The organism is Natronococcus sp. JC468 (assembly GCF_012163165.1).
Classification (GTDB): domain Archaea; phylum Halobacteriota; class Halobacteria; order Halobacteriales; family Natrialbaceae; genus Natronococcus; species Natronococcus jeotgali.
This window is the reverse complement of sequence record NZ_JAAVUO010000001.1, coordinates 87,116-109,481: the sequence shown is the minus strand read 5'-3', so window position 1 is coordinate 109,481 and position 22,366 is coordinate 87,116. Positions and strand designations below refer to the sequence as shown.

The window sequence follows — 22,366 nt, the reverse complement described above, 5'->3', positions numbered from 1 at the left end:
CCGGAGACGTTTCAGACGAGGCGATCGTACCCGACGAACCGAGATGATCCCCGTCCCGCTCGAGATCCTTCTCGCGTTGCTGCTCGTCGCCCTGCTGTCGGGCGTGGGCTGTACGACCGTCGGCGCGGGCGGGATCTTCGTGACGATCGCGCTCTACCTGCTGACGCCGCTGTCCTCGGCCGAGGTCGCGGGAACCGCCCACGTCCTGTTCGTCCTCGTCGGGGTGATCGGCGTCGTCGGCTACGCGCGTTCGGGCGAGCTGGTCGGCTCGGAGGGGCGGGCGCTGGCGACGGTGCTTGCCACCTCGGGTGTGCTCGGCGCGCTGGCCGGCACCGTCCTGAACGCGTTCGTCTCGCGGCGACTGTTCGGCGTCCTCCTGGGAGTTCTCCTCGTCTGTACCGGCGCCCTGCTTGCGTACCGGCGACTCCGGGGGCTGCCCTCGCTGGCGGCCGTCGACGCGAAGACGGGACGAGGACGGCTCGTCTTCGCGGGGGTCGGCCTCGCGCTGGGTACCGTCGCCGGCCTGGTCGGCGTCGGCGGCCCCGTCCTCGCGGTGCCGGCCCTCGTGTTGCTGGGCGTGCCGATGCTGGTGGCGCTAGGGATCGCGCAGCTCCAGGCGATCTTCATCTCGGGATTCGCCGTCGGCGGCTACTACCTGCAGGATTCCGTCTCGGTCGCGCTCGCGGGGCTGCTCGCGCTCCCGATCGTCGTCGGCGCCGTCGCGGGCTGGCTGGTCGCCCACCGGGTCGATCCCGCCCGGCTCGAGCTGGCCCTGGGGATCGTCCTCGTTCCGACCGGAATCTACCTGATGCTCTGAGCGCTACTCGAGGACGGCGCCCGTTCCGGCCCGCTCGAGTCCGGCGAGGTCGATCTCGCCGCCGGGCATCGCCACTCCCGAGTACGGGTCCTCGTCGAGCAGCAGCGAGCCGTCCAGGTCGGCGTAATCGAGCAGCGGCGCGAGGTGGCAGGCCGCGGCGATCGAGGCGTTGGACTCGGTCATGCAGCCACACATCACCTCGAGACCGTGGGCGCGAGCCGCGTGGATCATCCGTTTGGCCTCTCGCAGGCCGCCACACTTCATCAGCTTCAGGTTCGCGATGTCACAGCGGTCGGCGATCCGCGGGACGTCCTCGAGGGTGATACAGGACTCGTCGGCCGCGATCGGGAGCGCGGATCGCTCGTAGACGAACCGCAACCCCTCCGGATCCTCGGCGGCGACGGGCTGTTCGACGAACTCGAGGTCGAACTCGGCGAGGCGGTCGATCTTCGACACCGCCTCGCGGGGCGTCCAGGCCTCGTTGGCGTCGACGAACAGGTCGACGTCGGGCGCGACCGATCTGATCGTCCGGACGATCTCGACGTCGCGGTCGGTGCCGAGCTTGACCTTCAGGCGAGAGTGGCCCCGCTCGAGCGCGGTTTCGGTCTTCTCGCGCATCGTCTCGGGGTCGTCGAGCCCGATCGTGTAGGAGGTCTCGAGCGCCTCGTCGGGATCGAGTCCCCAATAGCGATACAGCGGCACGTCGAGGCGCTTGGCGACGAGATCGTGGACGGCGACGCTGACCGCACAGCGGGCCGCGGGATTTCGGTTGACCGTCTCGCGCATGCGGCGCTCGATCCGCGAGAGCTGGTGGGGGTCGCCGACGTCCTCGACGACCGCGAGCAGTTCCGGCAGCACCGCGGCGACGGTCTCGGGCGTCTCCCCGTAGTGGGGCGACGGTCCCGCACCGCCGACGCCGACGGTGCCCTCGTCGTCCTCGATTCGGACGGTGACGACCTCGGCTTCCGTCGCCGTTCCCCGCGAGATCCCGAAGGGGAACTCCAGCGGGAGGGTGTGGCGTTCGAACGCGGTCTCGAGGCTCATTCGAGCAGCGCCTCCAGCAGATCGTCGGTGCCGAAGCGGATCGGGTCGGCAGCGGGGGCGTCGATCGCGTCGGCGTACTCTCCGACCGCGTCCCGGGCCGCGTCGCCGTCCTCGAGACCCGAGGTATTGAGCGCGCCCGCGGTGACGGTCGCGTCCGAGACGGGGTCGGCGAGGTCCTCGTAGAGGTCGACGTAGCTCGGGATCGAGGGCAGGGAGAAGGACTCGTAGCCGTGGATCGCCTCCTTGCCCGCCTCGTGACAGAGCACGAGCTGGTCGGCCATCGAGCCGTGGAGGATGCCGCATGTGACCGCCGAGTAGGCGGGGTGGACGATGCTGCCCTGGCCCTCGACGAAGAGGTAGTCGTGCTCGTCGCCCTTCTCGAGGATCATCTCCTCGACCGCGCCCGCGGTGAAATCGGAGACGACGCGGTCGATCGGGTTGCCCCAGCCCTCGATCATGATCCCGGTCTGGCCCGTCGGGATCACGGCGGCGTCGTAGCCCGCGTCGCGGGCGTCCCGGGCCAGCTCCATCGAGACGGTCATCTTGCCGACCGAGCAGTCGGTGCCGACGGTGAGGACGACCTCGGCGTCGACGTCGCCGGCAGCGCCCTGGCTGACCGTCAGGTCCTCGTCGGGTTTGCGGACGTCCCACAGCTCGCAGTCGTTCTCCGCGGCGAGCGCCGCGAACTCCTCGTCCTCCTCGAGGAAGTAGTGCAGCCCCGAGATAACGTCACAGCCGCGCTCGAGGGCGGTGCGGACGTCGTCGCGCCAGCTCTCGTCGAAGCCGCCCCCGATGGGGGCGATCCCGATCAGCAGGGCGTCGACGTCCCCGACCTCGTCCATCCCCGCGACGATCGGGGCGTCCTGCACGTCGGGGACGTGATCGGCGACGCGGTCGCCGGCGCTGTCGCGGTCGAGGACGGCTTCGACGTCGTAGTCGGCGTATCGGAGCACTCCCAGTGCGGTCTTGGCACGACCAGGGAACTTCTCGTGGGCGAGGATCGCGATCTGCATACGGAGCCATCTGACGAGCGATCACTTAACCATAGAGATCTCGGCGGAGTAACTGGGGACTGACGACACCCCGTCGGGAACGCGGACGGTCGGCGTCTCAGTCGTCGGGACGGCTCGAGGACTCGACGTCGACCCGCGTCGGGCGGTCCTCGCCGACCTCGAGGGGGAACGCGCGGTCGTCGGCGTCGGGGTCGCCGGGGGAGAGTTCGGCTTCGACTTTCTCGACCAGCAGGTCGACGGCCATCCGGTTGGCTCCCTCGGGGATGATGATGTCGGCGTTTTTCTTCGTCGGGGCGACGAACTGCTCGTGCATCGGCTTGACCGTCTCGAGGTACTGGTCGATGACGCCCTCGAGGTCCCGACCGCGGTCGATGACGTCGCGTTCGATCCGCCGGAGGATGCGGACGTCGGCGTCGGTCATCACGTACACCTTCAGGTCGAGCATCTCGAGGACCTGCTCGTCGAACAGCGAGAGAATGCCCTCGAGGACGATCACGTCGGAGGGCTCGACCCGCACGTGCTCGTCCCTGCGGTTGTGGATCTCGAAGTCGTACTGGGGCATCTCGACGGGCTGGCCCATCAACAGACTGTCGAGTTGCTCGCGAAGCAGCTCCCACTCGAAGGCGTCGGGGTGGTCGTAGTTGACCTCGGCGCGCTCCTCGTACTCGAGGTGGGAGAGGTCCTCGTAGTAGTTGTCGAGCGGGATCCGCGTGACGGCCTCGCCGACCGTCTCGGCGACGGTTCTCGACACCGTCGTCTTTCCGGCGCCCGTGCCGCCGGCGATGCCGATGACGAACGACGGGATACTCATCACTCGAGTGTCGAACGGCGCAGTAATGAATGCCCTGATGTTCGCCCGGCTCGGCGGTCAGGACCGCCACGCACGCGGCGTTCAGACGACCGTCAGCGTCGTCGTCCAGAACGACCGACGGGCGTCCTCGAGGGCCGCCTTCGGATCGCCCGTAGCGTCGACGGCGGCGGTCGCCGCAGGCTCGAGGTCGGCCTCCTCGACGAGCGCGTCGACGACGCCCCGCTGGCCCACGACGTAGAGCCGTTCGACGTCCCGATCGGCGAGGGCGTCCCGGCAGCGCTCGAGGTGGTCGTCGATCTGGTCGTCGCGGATCCGTTCGAAGCGGGCTTGGGAGAACCCGCCCTTCGAGTGGTTGCCCTTGACGTCGCTGTCGAAGCCGCGGTAGTCGACGCGCTCGTCGCCCTCGTAGACGCCGAGCGCGAACAGGTCCGCCCGCACGAGCGCGAGGGCGTGGCGCCCCGTCGGCAGGAACCACTCCCGCTCGAGGTCGAACCGGTCGTCCCAGGTCGGTTCGAGGGCCGGGTCGACGGGCGACTCGAGCGCGACCGAGACGAGGCCGGCGTCGTCGATACAACACAGGCAGGGGGCGGCGTCCTCGAGCAGGGCGATCCGGTCGTCGAGTACGTCCGCGAGGACCTCGCGGACGGTGCCGGGGACCTCGTCGTCGACGCTCGCGGTGAGCGCCCCTTCCGAAGCCGTTCGGATCGACCGCAGCCGTTCGAGTGCCTCCTCGAGGCGGGCCCCGCGCAGGTCGACACGCCGGCGAACGGTCAGGCCGCCGTCGTCGGCCTCGACCCGTTCGAGCTCGCCCTCGAGCTGGGCGATGCGGTCCTCGAGGCGGTTCCGTTTCTCCTCGGCGTCCTGTCGGGCCGTCACCGCCGCCGATCGGCGCTCAGATTCGGCCTCGTAGCGCTCCCGCAACCGTTCGTTTGCCGCCTCGAGCTCGTCGATGCGCGCCTTCAGGGAGGCGCGGCCGAGCAACTCGTCAAGCATCCGACCGAACACGGGGAGCGGGAGTACTTCTAGGTTCCGGCGCCGGGATACTCACCGGGGTCGAAGTCGGTCGGATCCCAGCCGGCGAAGCTGAGCAACCGCTCGGCCTGTTCGCGGCGCGCGAGCAACACCTCCCGGAGCGACGGGGGGCTCCGAACGTCCGTGTTCTCGAGTACCGACTCGGGGAGGGCGAGCGTGTTCGCCGGCACCGACGAGTCGCCGTGCACCGGGAAGTGCTGGGACTCGAGTTTCATCACCAGCGGGGCGTCGAGCCGTTCGACGCCCTCGCCGGACGTGTACACCTCCTCGTTGAGTCGCTCGTGCTGTTCGTCGTGGATGAGGGCGCGGGGGTGGTCGGTCGGGGTGACGTAGAGGCGACCGAGGTAGTAGCTCCGGGAGAACACCTCGAACATGTCACTAGGTACCAGGGAACGAGGACGTATAACCTTTCGGCCGACGACGCCCATCGTGTCGGCAGCGCAATCGACAATCGGTCGTTTCCGACGGTCGGACGACCGGTCGCTCAGCCACAACAGTTCATAACGCCGACGATAAGCGCCGCGAAAACGGCCCCGATCGCGGGTAAGACTCGGGTTTTCGACGATGAACGGTTTGAACGATCGGGCAGGGAGGGGCTCGGGACGCGCCGTCGCCGACCACTCGTCGGACGCCTCCGGGCGCTGCAACGCCCCGGCTAAACTCGGCGTAAACCCCCGGCCAGTTTCGAACGGCGCGATCGGGGGCGTAAACGATCCGAACGAAGGTCCGATTTTTTAGGCCGATCGACGGTCGGGTACGGTGATGAACTCCGCACGGTCGGTTCCCCTCCTCGTTGCGATCCTCCTCGTCGGGCTGGCGGTCTCCCCGGTCGCCAGTGGGACGTTCGCCAGCGCCGGGGTCGACGACGCATCGAACGAACAGCGCGAGGCCGACGTCGAACGGGGTGTCACCGCCTTCATGCAGTCGAGCGCGGCGGACACCGCGACGACCGTCGAATCCGAGATGTTCGAAGCGAGGTACGAGGCCGCTGACGACGAAACCCGGGAGCGACTCGTCGACGAGCGGGTGGACGAGCTGGCGGCCCGGTACGAGACCCTCGAGCGCGAGCGCGAGCTACTCCGGGACCGGGGCGACGAGCTCTCGACCCCGCAGTACCAGGCCCGAATGACCCGGTTGACCGTCGAGATCGCGGCCCTGGAGCGCTCGATCGCACAGACGAAACCCGTCGCCGCCGACAACGAGGTCGGGGTCGATCGCCTCGAGTCCCTCGAGTCGGACGTTGCCGCCCTCGGCAGCGAACAGATCGCGGCCGTCGCGACCGAGGTCGTCGGCTTCGAGCGGTTCCTCGAGGCGGGCGATGAGAACGGGACCGCTGACTGGAACGAGAGCGGAACCGAAACGCCCCCGGTCGGTGAGGCAGACGCCGAGTAGCCGCGTTCCCGGAACGAGGGGGGAGAGGACACGCTTTTCAGCGACGGCGCACAACCTCTCGTACGAATGGACTCCGCCGCCCTGTTGGACCTTCTCGGAAACGAAAACCGGAGACGCATCCTCCGACTGCTCGCGAGAAAACCGTGCTACGTGACCGAGATCTCCGAGTACCTCGGCGTGAGTCCCAAGGCGGTGATCGAACACCTGCGCAAGCTCGAGGAGGCGGGGCTGATCGAGAGCCGCGTCGACGAGCAGCGCCGGAAGTACTTCCACATCGCGCGCAACCTCCGGCTGGAGGTGAGCCTCTCGCCGTACGGCTACGTCAGCAAGAGCGCCTACCCCGCCAACAGCAGCCTCGACATCGCGACCTGCCGCCACCTCGAGATCGACGTCTCCTGGAACGAAACCGACGACGTAGCGGAGCTGCTGGCGACCTTAGAGCAGCTCGAACAGCTCGAAAACGAGCTGTCGCTGGCCCAGCGGTGGGTCCAGCGCCAGGTCTGCGACGTGCTCGACCACATCTCCGAGTCGGTCGGCTCCGGCCCCGAGAGCCGGATCTACGCCGACGTCCTCTCGAGCGTCCGCTCCGAGCCCAAATCCGTCACCGAACTCGGCGAGGACGTCGACGCCCCCCGGGAGGTCGTCGCCGAGATCCTCGAGTTGCTGGCCGACGAGGGGATGGTCCGGCGGACGAGACGCGGCTGGGAACTGGTCTCCGAGTCCGAGGAGTCGTAGCGGATCGCCGAACGGTAGCGCGCTTTGTTCTCGAGAAACCCCGTGGAACACCCGCTTGATGTAGGTGGATGGGGTAACGCTGGAGAACGTAACCTATCCAGCTTCTGTCAGCAAGAACGTGCTGGACAGAGGATACGTTCGGTACACACGTGAGCTTCTCTCGTTACGAGTTAGGGACGGTTTTGTTGAACGGTCTGGCCTCTGCACTACTATGTCCGTTCACCACGAAGAAGACTTCCTGATGGGGAATCAAAAGACCATTTCGCGTTACCAGCAAAATCGTCAGGACGAGGTCGATAGCGCGGCAGTCTACCAGGCGATGGCCGAAGCAGAATCACATCCTCAGCTCACAGAGGTCTATCGGCGGTTAGCCGAGACAGAATCACAGCACGCTGATTTTTGGGCTGAGAAGCTTCGCGAAGAGGGAGTAGAGACATCCGATATCCAACCAATGGTCCGAGCCAGAACCCTTGCCTGGTTAGCTCGACGATTCGGTCCCGCTTTCATTCTGTCGACGATGCGAACCGGGGAATTAATCGGTGGGCAAGGCTATGCGTCGCAACCAGAGGCAAGGAGGAGCGGGCTCCATGTAGATGAGCGATCACACGATCGGCTGTTAGCAACTATAGAGGAGGTACCAGGGCGGGGAGCCGAAGGCAACGTTTTAGTCCGATTAGAGGGGCGACACCGTGCAACGAGTGGAAACGCTCTCCGAGCAGCGGTACTTGGTGCGAACGATGGACTCGTCTCCAACCTCAGTCTTGTAATGGGTGTCGCGGGTGCAGCGCTGCAATCAACGACGATTCTCATTACAGGGCTCGCGGGACTGATCGCCGGCGCAGGGTCGATGGCAATGGGCGAATGGCTCTCCGTACAGAGTTCCCGAGAGCTGTACCAACATCAGATCGAGGTCGAAGCCGAAGAACTCGCCGAAATCCCTGCCGAAGAGAAACAGGAGCTCGCACTCATCTATGAGGCCAAAGGAGTACCAAAAGAGCAGGCCGAGGTGTTGGCTGCACAATTGATTGCCGACGAAGAAACTGCACTCAACACGCTCGCTCGCGAAGAACTCGGAATCGATCCAGAGGAACTTGGCGGATCGGCGTGGGAAGCCGCTGGTGCGTCGTTCATTCTCTTCGCTCTCGGTGCGATCGTGCCTGTTCTTCCGTTTTTCTTCGTGACCGGGAGAGTGGCAGTTGGCGCAAGCCTGGCATTAAGTGCATTCGCTCTCTTTGTGATCGGTGCGGGAATCACGCTGCTGACCGGGCGAAATGTTTTGTATTCTGGGCTTAGGCAGGCCGGCATTGGACTCGGTGCAGCGATCCTGACATACGGGGTTGGCGGTCTTATTGGAGTGACAATTGCCGGGTGAGAGAGCAGCGCCTTCTGATACGGTCCTTGCAGTGTCTATCTTCCACGCCAACTCCAGAGAGCAAGCGCGATAAGCGCGATCGCAAGGACGGTAATAAGGAACCATTCTCCAATCTCCCAATAGTTAAACTCACGCGTAGTGACCCATTCTGTCTGTTCAATTAAAAACAATATAAGTAACAGAAGACCAAATAACGATGCAATTGCTACACCAATCCCTTCCCGGATTGCCCATTTGAACTCCTCAATATCTGCCTGGGTCGCCTCAGACGGAGATGGAGAAGCGTCAGATGTATCAGTCGATGGGGTAGCAGTACTGGTCCACGGCGTTCCAAGATACCCAACTACGTATGAGAGGACGACCGCAGCAACCATTACGATAGCAAACGTGAGAACTCCGGAAACCATGGTTGATGGTGCGAGCAGGACCGTAATAACAGCGGCACCAACAGTTGCTCCACTAAGCATCACCAGGAACCGTCTAAGTGGTGTATTCATAAGGATGCTGTAGTCCACACAACGCTATAATTCTATCATCAGAAGAACCAACTATTAGCATGAATAATATCCGTTTGTTCAATAATAACCCCACAGACTTTTTCAATTGCGTTGTATGACATATGAAAAGCCGACACCACTCACGTTCTATTAACTATGGCCAAGAAGAGAGACTGCTGGTGTATTTATATCAGGGAATAGTGTCGATATTTTGGCAGGGATCTCAGTAGTACGTTCGCACTCTCCGCGTAACGGTTCGAACGACTCGAGTGCGGATCGAACGACGCGTCCGTCCGACCGGTTTCGCTCGCTCGAGTTCTCCGAGCCCGCTCACTCGAGCTCTCGGAACAGTCCGTTCCGGAGGTCCCGGCCGAAGTAGTAGCCGACGAGACAGGCGACCAGTCCGGCGGCGACGCCGACGGCCAGCACCGCCCGTCCCGAGCCGGCGACCGCCAGCACCGCGTTGCTCGCCACCGCGGCGATCCCGCCGACGACGGCCCCGGCCGCGCCCACCTCGAGGTAGCGCCGCTTCGAGGTGGCGAGCCCGACCGCGAACGCGACGGCGAAGGTTCCGACGAGTTCGCCGGCGATCGGGACCGCCAGCCCGCCCGCGACGAGCCCGACGCCGAGCGCGGCCACGAGCGCGAGAAACCCCTTCGGCGAGAACCGCGCACCGAGCGAGGGGCGGGGAAGCGACGGCAGCCGCGACCGCGACGAGGCGTCCTCGGCCGTCCCCGCGTCCGTCGACGTCGCGGCGGACGCGTCCGCGCTCGAGTCGACCTCCGCGTTCGGCTCGGAGAGCAGCCGCTCCGTCTCCTCGAGGAGGTCGTCGGTCGACCGCTCCCCGCGATCGGTCGCCTCGGCGAACTCGTCCGAGCGATCGCTCATACGCGAGTGCAAGCTCCCCGACACCATGGCCTTTTCCCACGCGACGCTCCCGCCCCCGTTCACGCGTCGGATCGACGGCTCCGACGGGCGTTCTTTTTACTCTCGCCGACGTAGCGGGTGTCAGTGACTACCGAGCTGATCGTCTTCGGAATGCTCTCGATCGCTCTCGGGGGCGGACTGTTGTACGTCGGTCGCCACCTCTACCCGCGGCTCGATCTCTCCCGCGACGACCTGCGCACCGTTCGACTGCTGACGGCGATCATCGCCGGCGTGCTCGTGTTGATGGGGGTCGGGCTCGTCGCGGTCGGCCTGGCGACGTAGCCGTCCCGTTTCGGCGCCGCCGTCGCCCTGACGGCGAAAGCGTGCCTTCAAGTCCAGCGCCGCGCAACGAGGGCACATGAACCCAGGCGACCGCGTTCGCGTCGATCGCGCGGACCGCAGCTACGAGGGCGTCCTGTTGCCCTCCAGCACCGACGAACAGTTCGTGGTGAAACTCGAGGGCGGGTACAACGTCGGGGTCGACCGCGAGGCCGCCGCGGTCGAGGTCCTCGAGGAGGACGTCTACGAGATCGACGGCTCGGCCGAGGAGGGCGAGGACGGCTCGACCGTCGAGTTCGACGAGGAGCTGCCGACGATCGCGCTGATCTCTACGGGAGGGACGATCGCCTCGACGGTCGACTACCGCACCGGGGCGGTGACGGCGCAGTTCGACGCCGAGGACGTCCTCCGCGCCGTGCCCGACCTGGCGGGCCGGGCGAACTACCGCGGACGGGTCGTCGCTAACATCCTCTCGGAGAACATGGAGCCCCCGATCTGGCAGGACCTCGCCGAGGCCGTCCGCAAGGAGATCGAGGCGGGCGCCGACGGCGTCGTCGTCATGCACGGCACCGACACGATGCAGTACTCCGCCTCCGCGCTCGCGTTCATGCTCGAGACGCCGGTCCCGATCGTCTTCACGGGCAGCCAGCGCTCGGCGGATCGGCCGTCCTCCGATAACGTGATGAACGCCGTCTGCGCCGTCGAGGCCGCCAAGAGCGACTGCGCCGAGGTCCTGGTCTGCATGCACGCCACCGAGAGCGACGACGTCTGCGCGCTCCACCGGGGGACTCGAGTGCGGAAGAACCACACCTCCCGGCGGGACGCCTTCGAGACGGTCGGCGCCGAGCCGCTCGGCAAGGTCGACTACGAGACGGAGGAGGTCACCTTCGGACGCGAGCATCAGGAACGCGGGGGGGTGGACCTCGCGCTCGAGTCCTCCCTCGAGGACGACGTCGAACTGCTGAAGTTCACGCCCGGGATGGATCCCGCCTTCCTCGACGTCGCCGCGGGCAGCGAGGGACTGGTCCTCGAAGGGACCGGACTGGGCCACGTTCACACCGATCTGATCCCCCGCATCGAGGAGCTGATCGAAGACGGGACGACCGTCGTCATGACCAGCCAGTGTCTGGAGGGGCGGGTCTGCGACCGCGTCTACGACACGGGTCGGGACCTGCTCGAGGCGGGCGTGATCGAGGCCGGCGACACCCTGCCTGGCACCGCGAAGGTCAAGCTGATGTGGGCGCTCGAGAACGCCGACTCGGTTCCGGAGGCGATGGAGACGTCGCTGGCTGGCGAACTGCAGGCGCGGTCGACTCCCTGGAACTGAGATGGCGCTCGGGATCGAGATCCGACGGGCGACCCACGACGATTACGAGGGCGTCAGATCCTTCACCGAGGACCTCTGGGCGGATCGGGGCGGCGACTACATCCCCGAGATCTACCACGAGTGGCTCGAGGACGACGACGAGCCGAAGAAGACGTTCCTCGCGGACGCCGGCGACGAGGTCGCGGGGATCGTCCAGGCGGCGATGGTCTCGCCCGACGAGGCCTGGTTCCAGGGAATGCGGATCAACCCCGACTACCGGCGCCGAGGGCTGAGCGGTCGGCTCAACGAGGCCTGCTTCGAGTGGGCCCGCGAGCGGGGGGCGACCGTCGGCCGGGTCATGATCTTCTCGTGGAACGCCGCCTCGCTGGGCGCCGCCCGAACGAGCGGGATGGAGCCGATAACGGAGTTTCGCTTCGCCCACCCCGAGCCCGATCCGGACCGTCGGCGTCCGGACCCGGTCTCGAGCGATCCGGCGGCAGCCTGGCGCTACTGGACCCACAGCGACGCCCGCGATCACCTCCGGGGGCTCGGCCTCGCCCCCGAGGAGACGTGGGCGGTGCGCGAACTCGACCGCGAGGACTTCGAGCGCTTCGCCGACGAGACGGCCGTCTTCGCCGTCGCTCGCGAATCGGGGACGGCGGGCGCCTCCGTCCGGATTCGAAGCACCGACCGCGAGACCGACGACGGCGGGACCGAGACGTGGGCCGAGTACGGCGTCGCCGCCTGGGACGACGTCGACGCGGCGCGGTCGCTGTTCGGCGCGATCGCCCGGGACGCCGCCGAGATCGGCGCGGATCGGACCCGCGTGCTGCTCCCCGAAACCGCCGAGTACGTCAGCGATGCCTCCTACGCGGGGGCGCCGATCGCCGAGGAGCCCGACTTCGTCCTCGGGATCGACCTCGCGTCGGGAGGCGGCGAGAGCGGGGAGTAACGGTCGCGACTCGGGGACGGCTCGAGCGCGGCGCGGTCACGCGTCCTCGACTGCGACCGCCATCCGACGGCGGACCGTCTCGAAGCCGCGCTTCTCGTAGAAGGCGATCGCGCGCTCGTTGTCGACGTCGACCTCGAGCGCGAGCTCCCCGCAGCCGACCGCTCGCGCCCGTTCGGCGGCGCGCTCGAGCAGGTCGTCGGCCAGCCCCGTTCCCCGGTACGGCTCGCGAACGTAGATATCGCCGACGACCAGCCGATCGGGGCGGTCGAAGACGGACGGACACTCGTCGACGTCGGTCGCGACGAACCCCGCGAGGACGTCGTTTTCCGCCCCGTCCGTTTCGGGGCCGTCGGCTCCCGGGTCGTCGACGGCGAGCCACGTCCGGTGGCCGTCGGTCGCGAGGCGCTCGCGGCGAAACGGGACCTCCTCGGCGACGAGGTCGTCCTCCGCGAGCGCGTGATCGTCGACGATCGCCTCGAGGTCGCGGTGGTAGGGCAGCCACAGTTGCCTGACGAAGCGGCGAACGGCGTCGTCGGCGCCGAGACGGCGAAGCTCCATCAGCCGCCGCTGACGGGGGGAAACAGCGCCAGCTCGTCGTCCGCCTCGAGGTCGGTCTCGAGGCCCCGTTCCTCGACGAGGACGTTCGTTCCGTTGCGCAACACGTTGATCTGGGAGCGCAACTCGCCGTCCTCGAGCACGCGGTCCTCGAGTTCGGGTCGATCCTCGAGGAGCTCCTCGAGGGCGTCGCCGACGGTGTCGCCGGCCCCGGCCTCGACCGCGACGCGTTTGTCGCCCGCCCGCTCGGCGAGATCCGCGAACAGCTTCCACTCGGTCATGGGTGGCGCTATCCGCGCCGCGGGCAAGTAGCTACCGCTCCGGGAGCCGGCGCAGGGCGTCCGGACGGCCGAGGACGTGCGCGACGTCGCCGGCCGCGAGACGGTCCCCCTCCCCCGGCAGCGCGAGGACGTCGCCGTCCCGCTCGATCGCGAGCACGAGGGCCGGCAGCGAGCCGACCGCGGCGCCCTCGAGCGCGCCGCCGGCGTCGACGGGGACCGCGGCGACGGTCTCGTCGGCCGCCCGGAGCGCGGAGACGAGCTCCCGCTCGGCGTCGGCCGTTTCCGGCAGCGTGACCAGCCGGTGGTCGGCGTCGCTCCCGAGCGCCCGAGCGTCCTCGCGGTCGAGCGCGACGGTCGCGACGTCGGCCGCCGTCCCCCGCAACTCGCCGTCCGCGACGCGTCGGTAGTCGTCTCCCGCTCGGGCCCAGATCCGGACGGCGTCGCCCGGCGCGGCGTCGGCGGCGGGATCGCCGCGAACCGCGACGGCGACCCTGCCCGGCGCCAGCGTGGGCCCGATCCCCGTCGGGCGGCTCCCCAGCGCGAGGTACTCGACCTCGCCGTCGGCCGCGAGGTCGACGTCGACGTGGCCGACCCCGTAGTCGCGCTCGAGGCGGGTCGCGAGCCGATCGCGGAGCTGATCGACGGTCAACCCCCGCGGAAAGCGGAGGGTCTGCCCGGCGAGGGCGGCCTTCGTCGCCGCGTCGACGGGGTCGTGGCCGTCGGCGTCCTCGATCGACTCGGGAAGCTCCACGGCGATCACGCGGCCGACCGACCGCACGAGCTGTCCCACGTCGTCGATCGTCCCCGGGGCGACGCCCGCGAACGCGCTCCGGGCGAGGCGATCCCCGATGCGACGACCGCCGTCGGCCGCGATCGCGCTGCCGACGAACGCGGCGACGGTGTAGATCGCGGTCTCGGTCTCGAGTAGCGGCGTCGTGCCGAGGATCGCGTCCTGCAGCGCCGTCTTCGTGTTCAGCCAGACCGCGACGGCGGTCACGCCGATCAGGATCCCGATCCCCTCGGCCAGCTCGTCGGCGCTGTACCACCGAAAGAGGGCGGCCGCGGTCCCGGCCGTGCCGAACGCCAGGAGGGCGAACCCGAGGAGCCGAACGAGGGCGTCGAACAGCGCGTCGGCGAGGAGTTCGGTCCGGGCGGCCTGTTCGACGACGGGCTCGATCACGGGCGATCACCGCGACTCGAGTCGTCGGTCTCCGGGTCGGCTCCGCCCGCGGGCGCCCGTTCGGGAGCGACGACAAACGCCTCGTCGCCCGGCTCGAGCGGGCCGTCGAGACCGGGCGCGAACCGCCAGGGCTGGCCGCGCCCGTCCCCGCCGCGCTCGCGGTCGCGAACCGCGAGCACCGCCCCCTCCGACGGGTCGATCGCGTCCGGCGGGCCGAGCGCGTCGGGGGCGACGCGTCGGACCGCGTAGCCGGCCCGCTTGAGCAACGCGAGCGCCTCGAGGTCCCGGTTCGTCCCGCGCGAGCGAACGACCAGCCGAGGCGTCTCCGCCCGGAGCAGCGGTCGCACGCCGCCGTCGTCGACGACGACGGTGACGCGGCCGCTTCCGCCGGCGCTCGCCCTCGCGCCCCCGGTCGCGGCGCCGTCGTCGTCCGCGGGTGCCGCTCCCGGCTCTCCGTCGCCGGACGACGTTTCGGCGACGGCGTCGTCCCCGCCGGGGTCGGTCTCGCGCTCGCCGTCGAGGTCGGTCCCGACGCTCAGCACCGTCCCCGGGACCGACCGCGCGGCGGTTTGAACGGTCACGTCGTCCCCTCGAGCTAGCCCCGTCGGAACCAGCGCTGCGATCGACACGGCGCGTTTCCCGTCGGGCACCCGACGCGAGAGGCCGCCGACGGGCGGCGCCGCGGTGATCGACGCGCGGGCCCGTTCGTCGAGCGAGACGGCGACGTCCGCGAGGTCGTGGTCGGTTCGTAGCCGCTCCTCGAGCCGGCGCTCAAGCTCCGAGAGCGGCAGGTCCGCCGGGAGCCGCCAGGAGCCGTCCTCGAGCGCCGCGCGGACGGACGACGGGAGCGGCGGGTACCCCTCCATATCGCGGATCTCGCCGGTCGGTCGGATCGTGACCCGCCCGGCGGCCCCGACGAACTCGATCACGTCGGCCGAGAGGGTGCGTCGGCGGAGCCGGGAGAGCGAGAGCCGCCGGGGAAGCTCGGCGCCGAGCCTGTCGCCCTGGTTGTGTGCGTACAGCGCGAGCATCAGGACGACCAGCACCGCGACCAGCAGTCGGGGAGACTGGGCGATGGTCGGTTCGACGAGTCCCAGCAGGCCGCCCTGCACGCTGGCGATCGACAGCGCCAGGACGAGAACGCCGAAGCCGGGAAGCGACACGCCCGTGACGTACCGGACGAGAAACCCCAGCCCGCCCGCGACGAACGCGGGGACGATCCCGGTCAGGAGGCCGAGGTAGAGCCCGAGCAGTACTTCGACCGGAAGCGACATTACCGGCCGATCGGCGGGAGCCGTTAAACAGGTACCGGCTCGCCCCGGACCCGGCCGGGACGACGAGCGATCGCCGACGAACGGGTCGGGAGCGGATCCCGTCGACGGGCGCAAACGACGGCGCTTAAGCCGTCCCGCCCCGGACCGACGGTCATGGTCGGCGCGCGCATCGTGGATCGACTGCCCGACAACTGGCGCTGGGTCGTGACGACGCGGGCGTCGGTCGTCCTCGCGTTGCTGATCGCCCTGCTCTCGGTCGCGACCGGAATCGTCAGGATCGATCAGCAGGCCGCCGACTTCGGTCCCCTCGCGCCCCACGTCCCGGTCGCCGTCCAGGACGCCGTCGGTTTCACCGGCGCCCTGACGGGGTTTCTCATGGTCGGCAGCGCGCTCGCGCTGCGGCGACGGCTGCGAGCCGGCTGGTGGGCGACGGTGTTGTTGTTGCCGCTGACGGCGATCCAGGGCCTCCTGCAGGCGAGCCCGTACTCGCTACCGCTGGTCATGCTCTCGGCGTGTGCCCTGCCGACCCTGTTGCTCACCCGGCGACAGTTCGACCGCTCGCTCTCGCTGACGACGACCCAGATCGCGGCGGGGGCAGCGCTGGTCGGCGTCCAGGCCTACGGGACCTTCGGCGCCTACGCCCTGCGCGAGCAGTTCGACGGGATCGACCACCTGCTCGATGCCTTCTACTTTACGCTGATCACCTCGAGCACGGTCGGCTACGGCGACATCGGCCCCGCCACCGAGGTGGCGATCCTCTTTACGATGTCCGTCGTCGTGCTGGGGGTCGCCAGCTTCGGTATCGCCGTCGGGGCGCTGGTCGGGCCCGCGATCCAGGCGCGCATCTCGAAGACCCTCGGCATCATGACAGACTCAGAACTCGACCTGCTGGACGACCACATCCTCGTGCTCGGCTACGGGGACCTGACCGAACCGATCGTCGACGAACTCCACGAGGCGGGCCGACAGTTCCTGGTGGTCACCCGGGACCCCGAGGCCGCGAGCGCGCTCGCCAACCGCGACATCCGCGTGCTGACGGCCAACCCGAGCGACGAGGACCCCCTCCGGCGGGCCCGGATCGAAAGCGCTCGGGCGGTCCTCGTCGCGACAGACGACGACGCCCAGGACGCGCTGGCGGTGCTGACCGCCCGCGAGCTCCGACCCGACGTCCGGATCGTCACCGCTGCCACGGACCGCGAGAACAGCCGCAAGCTCGAGCGCGCCGGCGCGGACGACGTGATCAGCCTCTCGGAGCTGGGCGGCCACCTGCTGGTCCGCTCGGCGCTGGGCGAGGACGAGTCTCCGATCGTCTCGCGGCTGCTCGAGGACGAGCAGCCGTCGGGTGCGAACTGACCCGACGGCGTCCGCATCGATCGGGTCCGACGCCAGCTACCGACGGCGACCGCGGTGGACGATGGCAACGTCGCTCTCGAGGTCCCCGAGTTTGCGAAACGTCGGCGGCGAGACGAACCGCGAGGCGGTCGACCGGTCGGTACTCGAGCCGATGAAGACCACGTCGTACCGGGACGCGACCCGCGAGAGGTAGTCCTCGACCGGTTCCGTGACGACGTGGGTCTCGAAGGGGCCGGAGAAGGCGTCGACGAGGTCCGCGAGCGTGGTCTCGGCACTCCGTCGGTGCGACTCGTGATCGATACAGGTGGAGACGCTGACCGGCCGCCGGGAGTCGGCGATGCGCAACGCGAAGTCGACCATCGCGCGGGCAGTGTCGCCGGCGCCCCGGACCGCGACGAGACTCCGACGCCACCGGCTGCGCCCGTCGCTCGAGCGGAAGGCGATGACGTCGATCTCGCTGTCGAACAGGCCCGTAATGAACGCCGAGAGCCCGCCCCGGTCGCTCTCGGCGTAGGGGGCGACGATGAGATCGCAGTTGTTCTCCCGTGCGGTCCGGAGAACGAGCCCCGACGAGCCGCGGTCGCCGGCCGCGACGACGACCTCGCAGGGGACGTCGTACGCGGCCTCAAGGTCGGCCGCGAGGGATTCGGCGGTTCGCACCGCGTCGTCGGCGCGCTCGAGAGGTGCCGCGTCGGCCTGGCCGGGGTCGCCGCTCTCGACGGGGTCGCCGTCGCGTCGTTCGCTCGCCTCGGAGACGACGTCGAAGAGGACGACCTTCCCGGCCTCGTGGGCGCCGGCGAGCGCGGCGGCGAAGCGTGCGACCGGTTCCGCGTCCGGGCCGCCCACCGGGACGAGCACGTGGTCGTCGCCCTGGGTCGTCTGGTAGAGGTACTGCGCTCGCGCCTCGTAGACGCGGTCGCGCCAGACGACGAACGCGGCCGCGACGAACGAACTCGAGACGGCGATCCCGAGCACGTACGCCAGCTGGGCGTTTCCGGTGACCAGCACGAGCAGCGCGGTCGAGAACGCCGTCGGCTCCTCGAGGTCCAGTGCCCAGGTGGCGGTCCCGGTCAGGAAGACGCCGAGCGCCGCGCCCGTCGCGCTGACCCCGTCGCCCGCGGTCGCGACCGACGCGACGGCGAGCCAGCCACAGAGCGCGCCGACGGTCATCCCGCCGACGAACTTCCCCGGCGTGGAGTACCGACCCTCGGGGTCGGCAAAGAGCGTGTACGTCCCGGACGCCAGGGGCGGAAAGAGGAGAAACGAGACGGCGGCCGTCGCGTTCGAGAGCCACGTCACCGCGGCGATCAGCAGGGGAACGAACACGACCACCGAGAAGTGCAGGAGGCTCCCGGTGCGTTCGATCCACCGCAAGAACGCGTCGAGTTCGCGCCGTTCCAGTCGCCGCAGCCGGTTCGCGAACGCGCGGGCCCGGGCCCGCAGCCTCTCGAGCATGGGATCCGTTCACTGGGGGAAGACGAAAGCCGTTTGGATCGGCACTCCTCTCGAGGATCTCGACGGGGCTACTCCGGCGCCCCCTGGAGGATCGCGACGCCGCTCGAGGCGCCGATGCGCTCGGCGCCGGCCTCGAGCATCGCCATCGCCTCCTCGTAGCTGCCGACGCCGCCGCTTGCCTTGACCGGGAGGTACTCGCTCATCAGTTCGACGTCCGCGACTGTGGCGCCCCCGTCGGCGAAGCCCGTCGAGGTCTTGACCATCGCCGCGTCGGCCTCGAGGGCGGCCTCGCAGGCGCTGCGTTTCTGCTCGTCGGTCAGCAGCGCCGTCTCGACGATCACCTTCACCGGGATCGGGACGGCGGCGACGAGTTCGGCGAGCTCGTCCGCGACGGCCTCGCGCTGGCCCGCCTCGAGACGGCCGACGTTGATGACGACGTCGAGCTCGTCGGCGCCGGCCTTCCAGGCGAGGACCCCCTCCCGGCGTTTCACGTCGGGGTCGTTCTGGCCGTGGGGGAACCCGATCACGGTCGCGAGGGTGACCTCGGGCGCGTAGTCGGCGGCGTGGCCGACGGCGTACGGCGGGATGCAAGCGTTCATGCCGTAGTCGGCGGCGTCGTCGAGGACGGCCTCGACGTCGGCGATCGTCGTCTCGGGGCCGAGGACGGTGTGGTCGATCAGCGGCGCGAGTTCGTCGCGGTCCATACCGGACCGACTCGCCGAACGGTCAAAAATCCGTCCGATCCCTTATTTGGGTCCGGGGGCTACTCCCCCTATGGTCGAGGACCAGCCCGACGTCGCGGCCGTCGTCGAGGCGACGGCCGACGACATCGCGACGATGGAGATCCGCGGCGCGGCGGCGATCGGCGACGCCGCGGCGGAGGCGCTCGCTACCCAGGCCGAGCGCTCGGAGGCGGCGACCCCCGCGGCGTTTCGCGACCAGCTTCGCGCCGCGGCCAGGGAACTGTACGAGACCCGGCCGACGGCGGTGAGCCTGCCCAACGCGCTCCGGTACGTCCTCCGAGGGATCGAGGGCGAGACCGTCGAGGAGCTCCGGGAGTCGACGATCGCCAGCGCCGAGACGTTCCGGACCGACCTCGAGCAGGCCCAGGAACGACTCGGCGAGGTCGGCGCGAACCGCCTGCGGGACGGCGACGTGGTGATGACCCACTGCCACTCGACGGACGCGCTGGCCTGCGTGGAGGCGGCCCTGGACGCGGGCAAGCACGTCGAGGCGATCGTCAAGGAGACCCGGCCCCGAAAGCAGGGTCACATCACGGCCGAACAGCTCCGGGAGTGGGACGTGCCCGTGACCCTGATCGTCGACAACGCGGCGCGGCGCTACCTGGACGACGCCGACCACGTGCTGGTCGGCGCCGACAGCATCGCGGCCGACGGGAGCGTCATCAACAAGATCGGGACCAGCGGGCTGGCGGTCAACGCCCGCGAACGGGGTGTCCCGGTGATGGTCGCCGCTCAGACGATCAAGCTCCACCCCGACACGATGACGGGCCACACCGTCGAGATCGAGATGCGCGACGAGTCGGAGGTGCTCTCGGAGACGGAGTACGCCGACATCGCCGGCGGCGACCGGGCCGACGACGGCCTCGCCGTCGAGAACCCCGCGTTCGACGTCACGCCGCCGCGTCACGTCGACGCGATCGTCACCGAGCGCGGCCAGTTCCCGCCCGAGAGCATCGTCACGCTCATGCGGGAGCTGTTCGGCGAGACGACCGGCGAGCCCTGGGAGGTCTGACGGCGGCGACGCCCTCGAGCGCACCGGATCGGAAACGGTTAGTCGCTGCTGTGTGCCAACTCGGATATGGTGCTTCCCGAGGGGTTCGCGCTCCCGCCCTGGCAGCTGCTCGTCCCGCTCGCGCTGGCGGCCGTCGGCGTCGGCGCGGCGCTGCGGTCGCTGGACCCTCGCGTGACCGATCGGACGGTGCTCGCCTTTGCCCCCTGGATGGTGTTCGGCTCGAGCCTGCACGTCCTCCACCGCCTCGAGGCCTATCCCGCGGACGTCGCCGTGCTCTTCGGCACGCCCGGCGTCTACGTCGTGACTGGGATCGTCGCCGGCGCCGTCTGGATCGGGGGGATCGCCCTCGAGCGAACCGGGCTCGGGATCCCGAGCGAAGCCCCCGTCGCCCTCCTCGGCACCGTCGGGTTCGTCGGTGCCGCGGCCGCCGCCGTCGCCGTCCAGGGCGGGTTCGGCGACGTCTTCTGGCCGCTGCTGTCGGTGGGTCTGGCGGCGCTCGTGACCGCCGTCGCCTGGGCCCTCCTCGAGCGTCGGTACGCGGAGGTCGCCGCCGTCACCGGCGCGACGGGCGCGCTGGTCGTCTTCGGCCACGCCCTCGACGGGACCTCGACGGCGATCGGCTACGACGTCCTCGGCGCCAGCGAGGAGGTCCCCCTCTCGACGGCGATCCTCGAGGTCGGCCGGGCCCTGCCGACCGCGGAGTACGTCGGCGGGGGGTGGCTGTTCGTCCTCGTGAAGGTCGCGCTGGCGCTGGTCATCGTCGGCCTGTTCCGGGAGTACATCGAGGACGCGCCCCGACAGGGCCGGACGCTGCTGGCGCTGCTCGCCGCGATCGGGCTCGGCCCCGGCGCGCACAACGTGGTGCTCTTTCTCGTTACCTAGATTTTTTGCACCCGACGCCCTCTGTTGAACGTCTGCTATGGTTACGGTCCTCACTGCGGGACACGTCAACTGGGACGTGACACTGCGAATCGATCGGTTCCCGGTCGCCGACGGCGAGGCGTCGATCCGTTCCCAGCGCCAGTCCGGCGGCGGCAGCGCCGCGAACGTCGCCGCGACGCTCGCCGGACTCGAGGTCGACGTCGGCCTCATCGGGAGCGTCGGCGACGACGACAACGGACTGCTGGCCCGCCGCGAACTCGAGGAGATCGGCGTCTCGATCGACGGCGTACGGATCGTCGAGGACGCCGAGACGGCGGTGAAGTACCTGCTGGTCGAGGACGGCGGGGAGGTCGCCGTGCTGGGCAACGACGGCGTCAACGAGGCCGTCGGGCCCGCAGACCTCGAGCCCGAGCGGATCCGGGCGGCGAGTCACGTCCACCTGACGAGCCAGCGCCCCGACACCGCCGCCGAGATCGCGACGACCGCCAGCGAGGCCGGCGTCACCGTCAGCTTCGACCCGGGACGGCGGCTGGGCGATCGGGACTACGGCGACGCGCTCGCGCTCGCGGACGTGCTCTTTCTCAACGACCGCGAGGCCGAGGCGATGCTCGAAGCGGAGTACAGCACCTCGCACGTCGAGGACCGCCTCGTCGTCGTCAAACACGGCGCCGACGGCGCCCTCCTCCACGCGCCCGACGGCGATCACGTTCACCCCGGGTTCGAGGTCGAAACGGTCGATACCGCCGGCGCCGGCGACGCCTTCGCGGCCGGCTTCATCGCGACGCTGCTCGAGGGCGAGCGCGACGGCGAACGCGACCTCGATCGGGCCCTCGAGTACGCCAACGCCTGCGGCGCGCTGACGGCCGGGCGCGAGGGCGCGCGCAACGTTCCGTCGGCGGCCGAAGTTACGGCGTTTCTCAGGGAGCGCCACTGACGGGATGATTTATGATGCCGGGTATGATAGAACGCAGATAGGTGTCTGACTCACGAATGACGGTCGACTGACGAGCGGACGACGTTCACGTACGGCGGTTCTCACGGGCTGTTTCCCGGCGGTACCTATTTGTCGAGCGCCGTTGGCCAGGCGTCTAGGGAGTCACGGCGACGTGACTGAGAGACATGAACGAACGAACGACAAACACCCCCTCTGGATGCGAGTTCGGTCAGCGCGTCCAGTACGACCGAGACGACAACGAGCCGCCGAGTATCGCCGTCGCGACGGCGCTCGCGACGTACCACGGCGAGGACGTCACCGACTCCAGCGTTCGGCTGTACGATTACATCGATCCCGAAGCGCTCGACTCGCTGTTCGTTCGCACCTACAAGGGCGGCGAACGATCGAACGGAACCGTCGTCTTCGACGTCGGCGAGGCGACGGTCACCGTGCGCCGAGACCGCGTCGAGGTGACCGGGTAACGACCGATCGGCCGCTCGAGCGTCGACGGGGAGATCCG

25 protein-coding genes are annotated in these 22,366 nt (G+C 68.9%); 12 read left to right on the top strand and 13 right to left on the bottom strand.

Features of this window, described 5'->3' with window-relative positions; genetic code table 11:
- The first annotated feature begins 43 nt into the window (after positions 1–43).
- Positions 44–817, top strand: a complete 774-nt coding sequence (locus GWG54_RS00615) for a sulfite exporter TauE/SafE family protein (RefSeq protein ID WP_167935930.1) — start codon at positions 44–46, stop codon at positions 815–817.
- Positions 818–820: 3 nt separating this feature from the next.
- On the opposite strand, the gene GWG54_RS00610 is transcribed toward GWG54_RS00615, so the two are convergent.
- The 5 genes from GWG54_RS00610 to GWG54_RS00590 form a co-directional block, all read right to left on the bottom strand.
- A complete protein-coding gene (locus GWG54_RS00610; protein ID WP_167935929.1) occupies positions 821–1,861 on the bottom strand; it encodes a dipeptide epimerase in 1,041 nt (346 codons plus the stop codon).
- The gene (locus tag GWG54_RS00605; protein ID WP_167935928.1) at positions 1,858–2,874 is read right to left on the bottom strand and encodes a DUF1611 domain-containing protein; all 1,017 of its coding nucleotides are present in this window, start codon (positions 2,872–2,874) and stop codon (positions 1,858–1,860) included. Before GWG54_RS00605 ends, GWG54_RS00610 begins: the two co-directional genes overlap by 4 nt.
- Before the next feature lie 97 nt (positions 2,875–2,971).
- On the bottom strand, positions 2,972–3,685 hold the full coding sequence (udk, locus tag GWG54_RS00600; protein ID WP_167935927.1) for a uridine kinase: 714 nt from the start codon (positions 3,683–3,685) through the stop codon (positions 2,972–2,974).
- An 81-nt stretch (positions 3,686–3,766) separates the two neighbouring features.
- Entirely contained in the window at positions 3,767–4,678 is a 912-nt protein-coding gene (locus GWG54_RS00595) for a Vms1/Ankzf1 family peptidyl-tRNA hydrolase (RefSeq protein ID WP_167935926.1), read from the bottom strand.
- Between the two features lie 29 nt (positions 4,679–4,707).
- Positions 4,708–5,091, bottom strand: coding sequence for a DUF5802 family protein (locus GWG54_RS00590; protein WP_167935925.1), 384 nt, complete (start codon positions 5,089–5,091; stop codon positions 4,708–4,710).
- 388 nt (positions 5,092–5,479) lie between these two features.
- Here GWG54_RS00590 and GWG54_RS00585 point away from each other — a divergent pair, with 388 nt between their 5' ends.
- From GWG54_RS00585 to GWG54_RS00575, 3 genes are all read left to right on the top strand, one after another.
- A complete protein-coding gene (locus GWG54_RS00585) occupies positions 5,480–6,109 on the top strand; it encodes a hypothetical protein (RefSeq protein ID WP_167935924.1) in 630 nt (209 codons plus the stop codon).
- 66 nt (positions 6,110–6,175) lie between these two features.
- Positions 6,176–6,844 carry a metalloregulator ArsR/SmtB family transcription factor gene (locus GWG54_RS00580; RefSeq protein ID WP_167935923.1) on the top strand — a complete coding sequence of 223 codons (669 nt, stop codon included), beginning with the start codon at positions 6,176–6,178 and terminating at the stop codon, positions 6,842–6,844.
- Between the two features lie 211 nt (positions 6,845–7,055).
- Positions 7,056–8,216: a VIT1/CCC1 transporter family protein gene (locus GWG54_RS00575; RefSeq protein ID WP_209438196.1), complete on the top strand. Its 1,161-nt coding sequence runs from the start codon at positions 7,056–7,058 to the stop codon at positions 8,214–8,216.
- A 35-nt stretch (positions 8,217–8,251) separates the two neighbouring features.
- On the opposite strand, the gene GWG54_RS00570 is transcribed toward GWG54_RS00575, so the two are convergent.
- Positions 8,252–8,731 carry a hypothetical protein gene (locus GWG54_RS00570; protein WP_312854241.1) on the bottom strand — a complete coding sequence of 160 codons (480 nt, stop codon included), beginning with the start codon at positions 8,729–8,731 and terminating at the stop codon, positions 8,252–8,254.
- A gap of 312 nt (positions 8,732–9,043) precedes the next feature.
- Complete coding sequence (locus tag GWG54_RS00565) at positions 9,044–9,601, bottom strand: DUF456 domain-containing protein (RefSeq protein ID WP_167935922.1); 558 nt, start codon at positions 9,599–9,601, stop codon at positions 9,044–9,046.
- A 123-nt stretch (positions 9,602–9,724) separates the two neighbouring features.
- Between GWG54_RS00565 and GWG54_RS00560 the strand changes: the two genes are divergently transcribed.
- The 3 genes from GWG54_RS00560 (at position 9,725) to GWG54_RS00550 (ending at position 12,177) form a co-directional block, all read left to right on the top strand.
- Positions 9,725–9,922 (top strand): hypothetical protein, encoded by a 198-nt coding sequence (locus tag GWG54_RS00560; protein ID WP_167935824.1) that lies wholly within the window; start codon positions 9,725–9,727, stop codon positions 9,920–9,922.
- Between the two features lie 76 nt (positions 9,923–9,998).
- Positions 9,999–11,246, top strand: a complete 1,248-nt coding sequence (gatD, locus tag GWG54_RS00555; protein WP_167935921.1) for a Glu-tRNA(Gln) amidotransferase subunit GatD — start codon at positions 9,999–10,001, stop codon at positions 11,244–11,246.
- A 1-nt stretch (position 11,247) separates the two neighbouring features.
- Entirely contained in the window at positions 11,248–12,177 is a 930-nt protein-coding gene (locus GWG54_RS00550) for a GNAT family N-acetyltransferase (protein ID WP_167935920.1), read from the top strand.
- A gap of 36 nt (positions 12,178–12,213) precedes the next feature.
- Here the strand turns inward: GWG54_RS00550 and GWG54_RS00545 are convergent, their stop codons facing one another.
- The 4 genes from GWG54_RS00545 to GWG54_RS00530 are packed head-to-tail and all read right to left on the bottom strand — an operon-like array spanning position 12,214 to position 15,467.
- Positions 12,214–12,735 carry a GNAT family N-acetyltransferase gene (locus GWG54_RS00545; RefSeq protein WP_167935919.1) on the bottom strand — a complete coding sequence of 174 codons (522 nt, stop codon included), beginning with the start codon at positions 12,733–12,735 and terminating at the stop codon, positions 12,214–12,216.
- Complete coding sequence (locus tag GWG54_RS00540) at positions 12,735–13,013, bottom strand: ubiquitin-like small modifier protein 1 (protein ID WP_167935918.1); 279 nt, start codon at positions 13,011–13,013, stop codon at positions 12,735–12,737. Before GWG54_RS00540 ends, GWG54_RS00545 begins: the two co-directional genes overlap by 1 nt.
- Positions 13,014–13,044: 31 nt before the next feature.
- Positions 13,045–14,193, bottom strand: a complete 1,149-nt coding sequence (locus GWG54_RS00535; protein ID WP_167935917.1) for a TrkA C-terminal domain-containing protein — start codon at positions 14,191–14,193, stop codon at positions 13,045–13,047.
- Positions 14,190–15,467, bottom strand: a complete 1,278-nt coding sequence (locus tag GWG54_RS00530; protein ID WP_167935916.1) for a potassium transporter TrkA — start codon at positions 15,465–15,467, stop codon at positions 14,190–14,192. The genes GWG54_RS00535 and GWG54_RS00530 overlap by 4 nt, the downstream gene beginning before the upstream one ends.
- 153 nt (positions 15,468–15,620) lie before the next feature.
- Here GWG54_RS00530 and GWG54_RS00525 point away from each other — a divergent pair, with 153 nt between their 5' ends.
- Positions 15,621–16,820, top strand: a complete 1,200-nt coding sequence (locus GWG54_RS00525; RefSeq protein WP_167935915.1) for an NAD-binding protein — start codon at positions 15,621–15,623, stop codon at positions 16,818–16,820.
- A gap of 36 nt (positions 16,821–16,856) precedes the next feature.
- Here GWG54_RS00525 and GWG54_RS00520 read toward each other — a convergent pair whose 3' ends face one another.
- Together GWG54_RS00520 and deoC are read right to left on the bottom strand one after the other, a co-directional pair.
- Positions 16,857–18,275 carry an HPP family protein gene (locus GWG54_RS00520; RefSeq protein WP_167935914.1) on the bottom strand — a complete coding sequence of 473 codons (1,419 nt, stop codon included), beginning with the start codon at positions 18,273–18,275 and terminating at the stop codon, positions 16,857–16,859.
- Positions 18,276–18,343: 68 nt separating this feature from the next.
- Positions 18,344–18,979: a deoxyribose-phosphate aldolase gene (gene deoC, locus GWG54_RS00515; RefSeq protein WP_167935913.1), complete on the bottom strand. Its 636-nt coding sequence runs from the start codon at positions 18,977–18,979 to the stop codon at positions 18,344–18,346.
- A 70-nt stretch (positions 18,980–19,049) separates the two neighbouring features.
- On the opposite strand from deoC, the gene GWG54_RS00510 reads away from it, so the two are divergent.
- The 4 genes from GWG54_RS00510 to GWG54_RS00495 all read left to right on the top strand — a co-directional run bounded on the left by GWG54_RS00510 (position 19,050) and on the right by GWG54_RS00495 (position 22,328).
- A complete protein-coding gene (locus tag GWG54_RS00510) occupies positions 19,050–20,030 on the top strand; it encodes a ribose 1,5-bisphosphate isomerase (protein WP_167935912.1) in 981 nt (326 codons plus the stop codon).
- Between the two features lie 66 nt (positions 20,031–20,096).
- Positions 20,097–20,912, top strand: coding sequence for a DUF63 family protein (locus GWG54_RS00505; protein WP_167935911.1), 816 nt, complete (start codon positions 20,097–20,099; stop codon positions 20,910–20,912).
- A gap of 37 nt (positions 20,913–20,949) precedes the next feature.
- The gene (locus GWG54_RS00500) at positions 20,950–21,846 is read left to right on the top strand and encodes a carbohydrate kinase family protein (RefSeq protein ID WP_167935910.1); all 897 of its coding nucleotides are present in this window, start codon (positions 20,950–20,952) and stop codon (positions 21,844–21,846) included.
- Between the two features lie 185 nt (positions 21,847–22,031).
- Positions 22,032–22,328: a HalOD1 output domain-containing protein gene (locus GWG54_RS00495; RefSeq protein ID WP_167935909.1), complete on the top strand. Its 297-nt coding sequence runs from the start codon at positions 22,032–22,034 to the stop codon at positions 22,326–22,328.
- The last annotated feature ends 38 nt before the right edge of the window (positions 22,329–22,366 follow it).

What these genes read in the sequence shown, in the direction of transcription:
- GWG54_RS00540 (WP_167935918.1), bottom strand. Translation starts at nt 13,013, where the DNA reads ATGACCGAGTGGAAGCTGTTCGCGGATCTCGCCGAGCGGGCGGGCGAC.
- GWG54_RS00610 (WP_167935929.1), bottom strand. Translation starts at nt 1,861, where the DNA reads ATGAGCCTCGAGACCGCGTTCGAACGCCACACCCTCCCGCTGGAGTTC.
- GWG54_RS00565 (WP_167935922.1), bottom strand. Translation starts at nt 9,601, where the DNA reads ATGAGCGATCGCTCGGACGAGTTCGCCGAGGCGACCGATCGCGGGGAG.
- GWG54_RS00605 (WP_167935928.1), bottom strand. Translation starts at nt 2,874, where the DNA reads ATGCAGATCGCGATCCTCGCCCACGAGAAGTTCCCTGGTCGTGCCAAG.
- GWG54_RS00550 (WP_167935920.1), top strand. Translation starts at nt 11,248, where the DNA reads ATGGCGCTCGGGATCGAGATCCGACGGGCGACCCACGACGATTACGAG.
- GWG54_RS00580 (WP_167935923.1), top strand. Translation starts at nt 6,176, where the DNA reads ATGGACTCCGCCGCCCTGTTGGACCTTCTCGGAAACGAAAACCGGAGA.
- GWG54_RS00500 (WP_167935910.1), top strand. Translation starts at nt 20,950, where the DNA reads ATGGTTACGGTCCTCACTGCGGGACACGTCAACTGGGACGTGACACTG.
- GWG54_RS00505 (WP_167935911.1), top strand. Translation starts at nt 20,097, where the DNA reads ATGGTGCTTCCCGAGGGGTTCGCGCTCCCGCCCTGGCAGCTGCTCGTC.
- GWG54_RS00545 (WP_167935919.1), bottom strand. Translation starts at nt 12,735, where the DNA reads ATGGAGCTTCGCCGTCTCGGCGCCGACGACGCCGTTCGCCGCTTCGTC.
- GWG54_RS00615 (WP_167935930.1), top strand. Translation starts at nt 44, where the DNA reads ATGATCCCCGTCCCGCTCGAGATCCTTCTCGCGTTGCTGCTCGTCGCC.
- deoC (WP_167935913.1), bottom strand. Translation starts at nt 18,979, where the DNA reads ATGGACCGCGACGAACTCGCGCCGCTGATCGACCACACCGTCCTCGGC.
- udk (WP_167935927.1), bottom strand. Translation starts at nt 3,685, where the DNA reads ATGAGTATCCCGTCGTTCGTCATCGGCATCGCCGGCGGCACGGGCGCC.
- GWG54_RS00595 (WP_167935926.1), bottom strand. Translation starts at nt 4,678, where the DNA reads ATGCTTGACGAGTTGCTCGGCCGCGCCTCCCTGAAGGCGCGCATCGAC.
- GWG54_RS00520 (WP_167935914.1), bottom strand. Translation starts at nt 18,275, where the DNA reads ATGCTCGAGAGGCTGCGGGCCCGGGCCCGCGCGTTCGCGAACCGGCTG.
- GWG54_RS00590 (WP_167935925.1), bottom strand. Translation starts at nt 5,091, where the DNA reads ATGTTCGAGGTGTTCTCCCGGAGCTACTACCTCGGTCGCCTCTACGTC.
- gatD (WP_167935921.1), top strand. Translation starts at nt 9,999, where the DNA reads ATGAACCCAGGCGACCGCGTTCGCGTCGATCGCGCGGACCGCAGCTAC.
- GWG54_RS00575 (WP_209438196.1), top strand. Translation starts at nt 7,056, where the DNA reads ATGTCCGTTCACCACGAAGAAGACTTCCTGATGGGGAATCAAAAGACC.
- GWG54_RS00585 (WP_167935924.1), top strand. Translation starts at nt 5,480, where the DNA reads ATGAACTCCGCACGGTCGGTTCCCCTCCTCGTTGCGATCCTCCTCGTC.
- GWG54_RS00495 (WP_167935909.1), top strand. Translation starts at nt 22,032, where the DNA reads ATGAACGAACGAACGACAAACACCCCCTCTGGATGCGAGTTCGGTCAG.
- GWG54_RS00530 (WP_167935916.1), bottom strand. Translation starts at nt 15,467, where the DNA reads ATGTCGCTTCCGGTCGAAGTACTGCTCGGGCTCTACCTCGGCCTCCTG.
- GWG54_RS00525 (WP_167935915.1), top strand. Translation starts at nt 15,621, where the DNA reads ATGGTCGGCGCGCGCATCGTGGATCGACTGCCCGACAACTGGCGCTGG.
- GWG54_RS00510 (WP_167935912.1), top strand. Translation starts at nt 19,050, where the DNA reads ATGGTCGAGGACCAGCCCGACGTCGCGGCCGTCGTCGAGGCGACGGCC.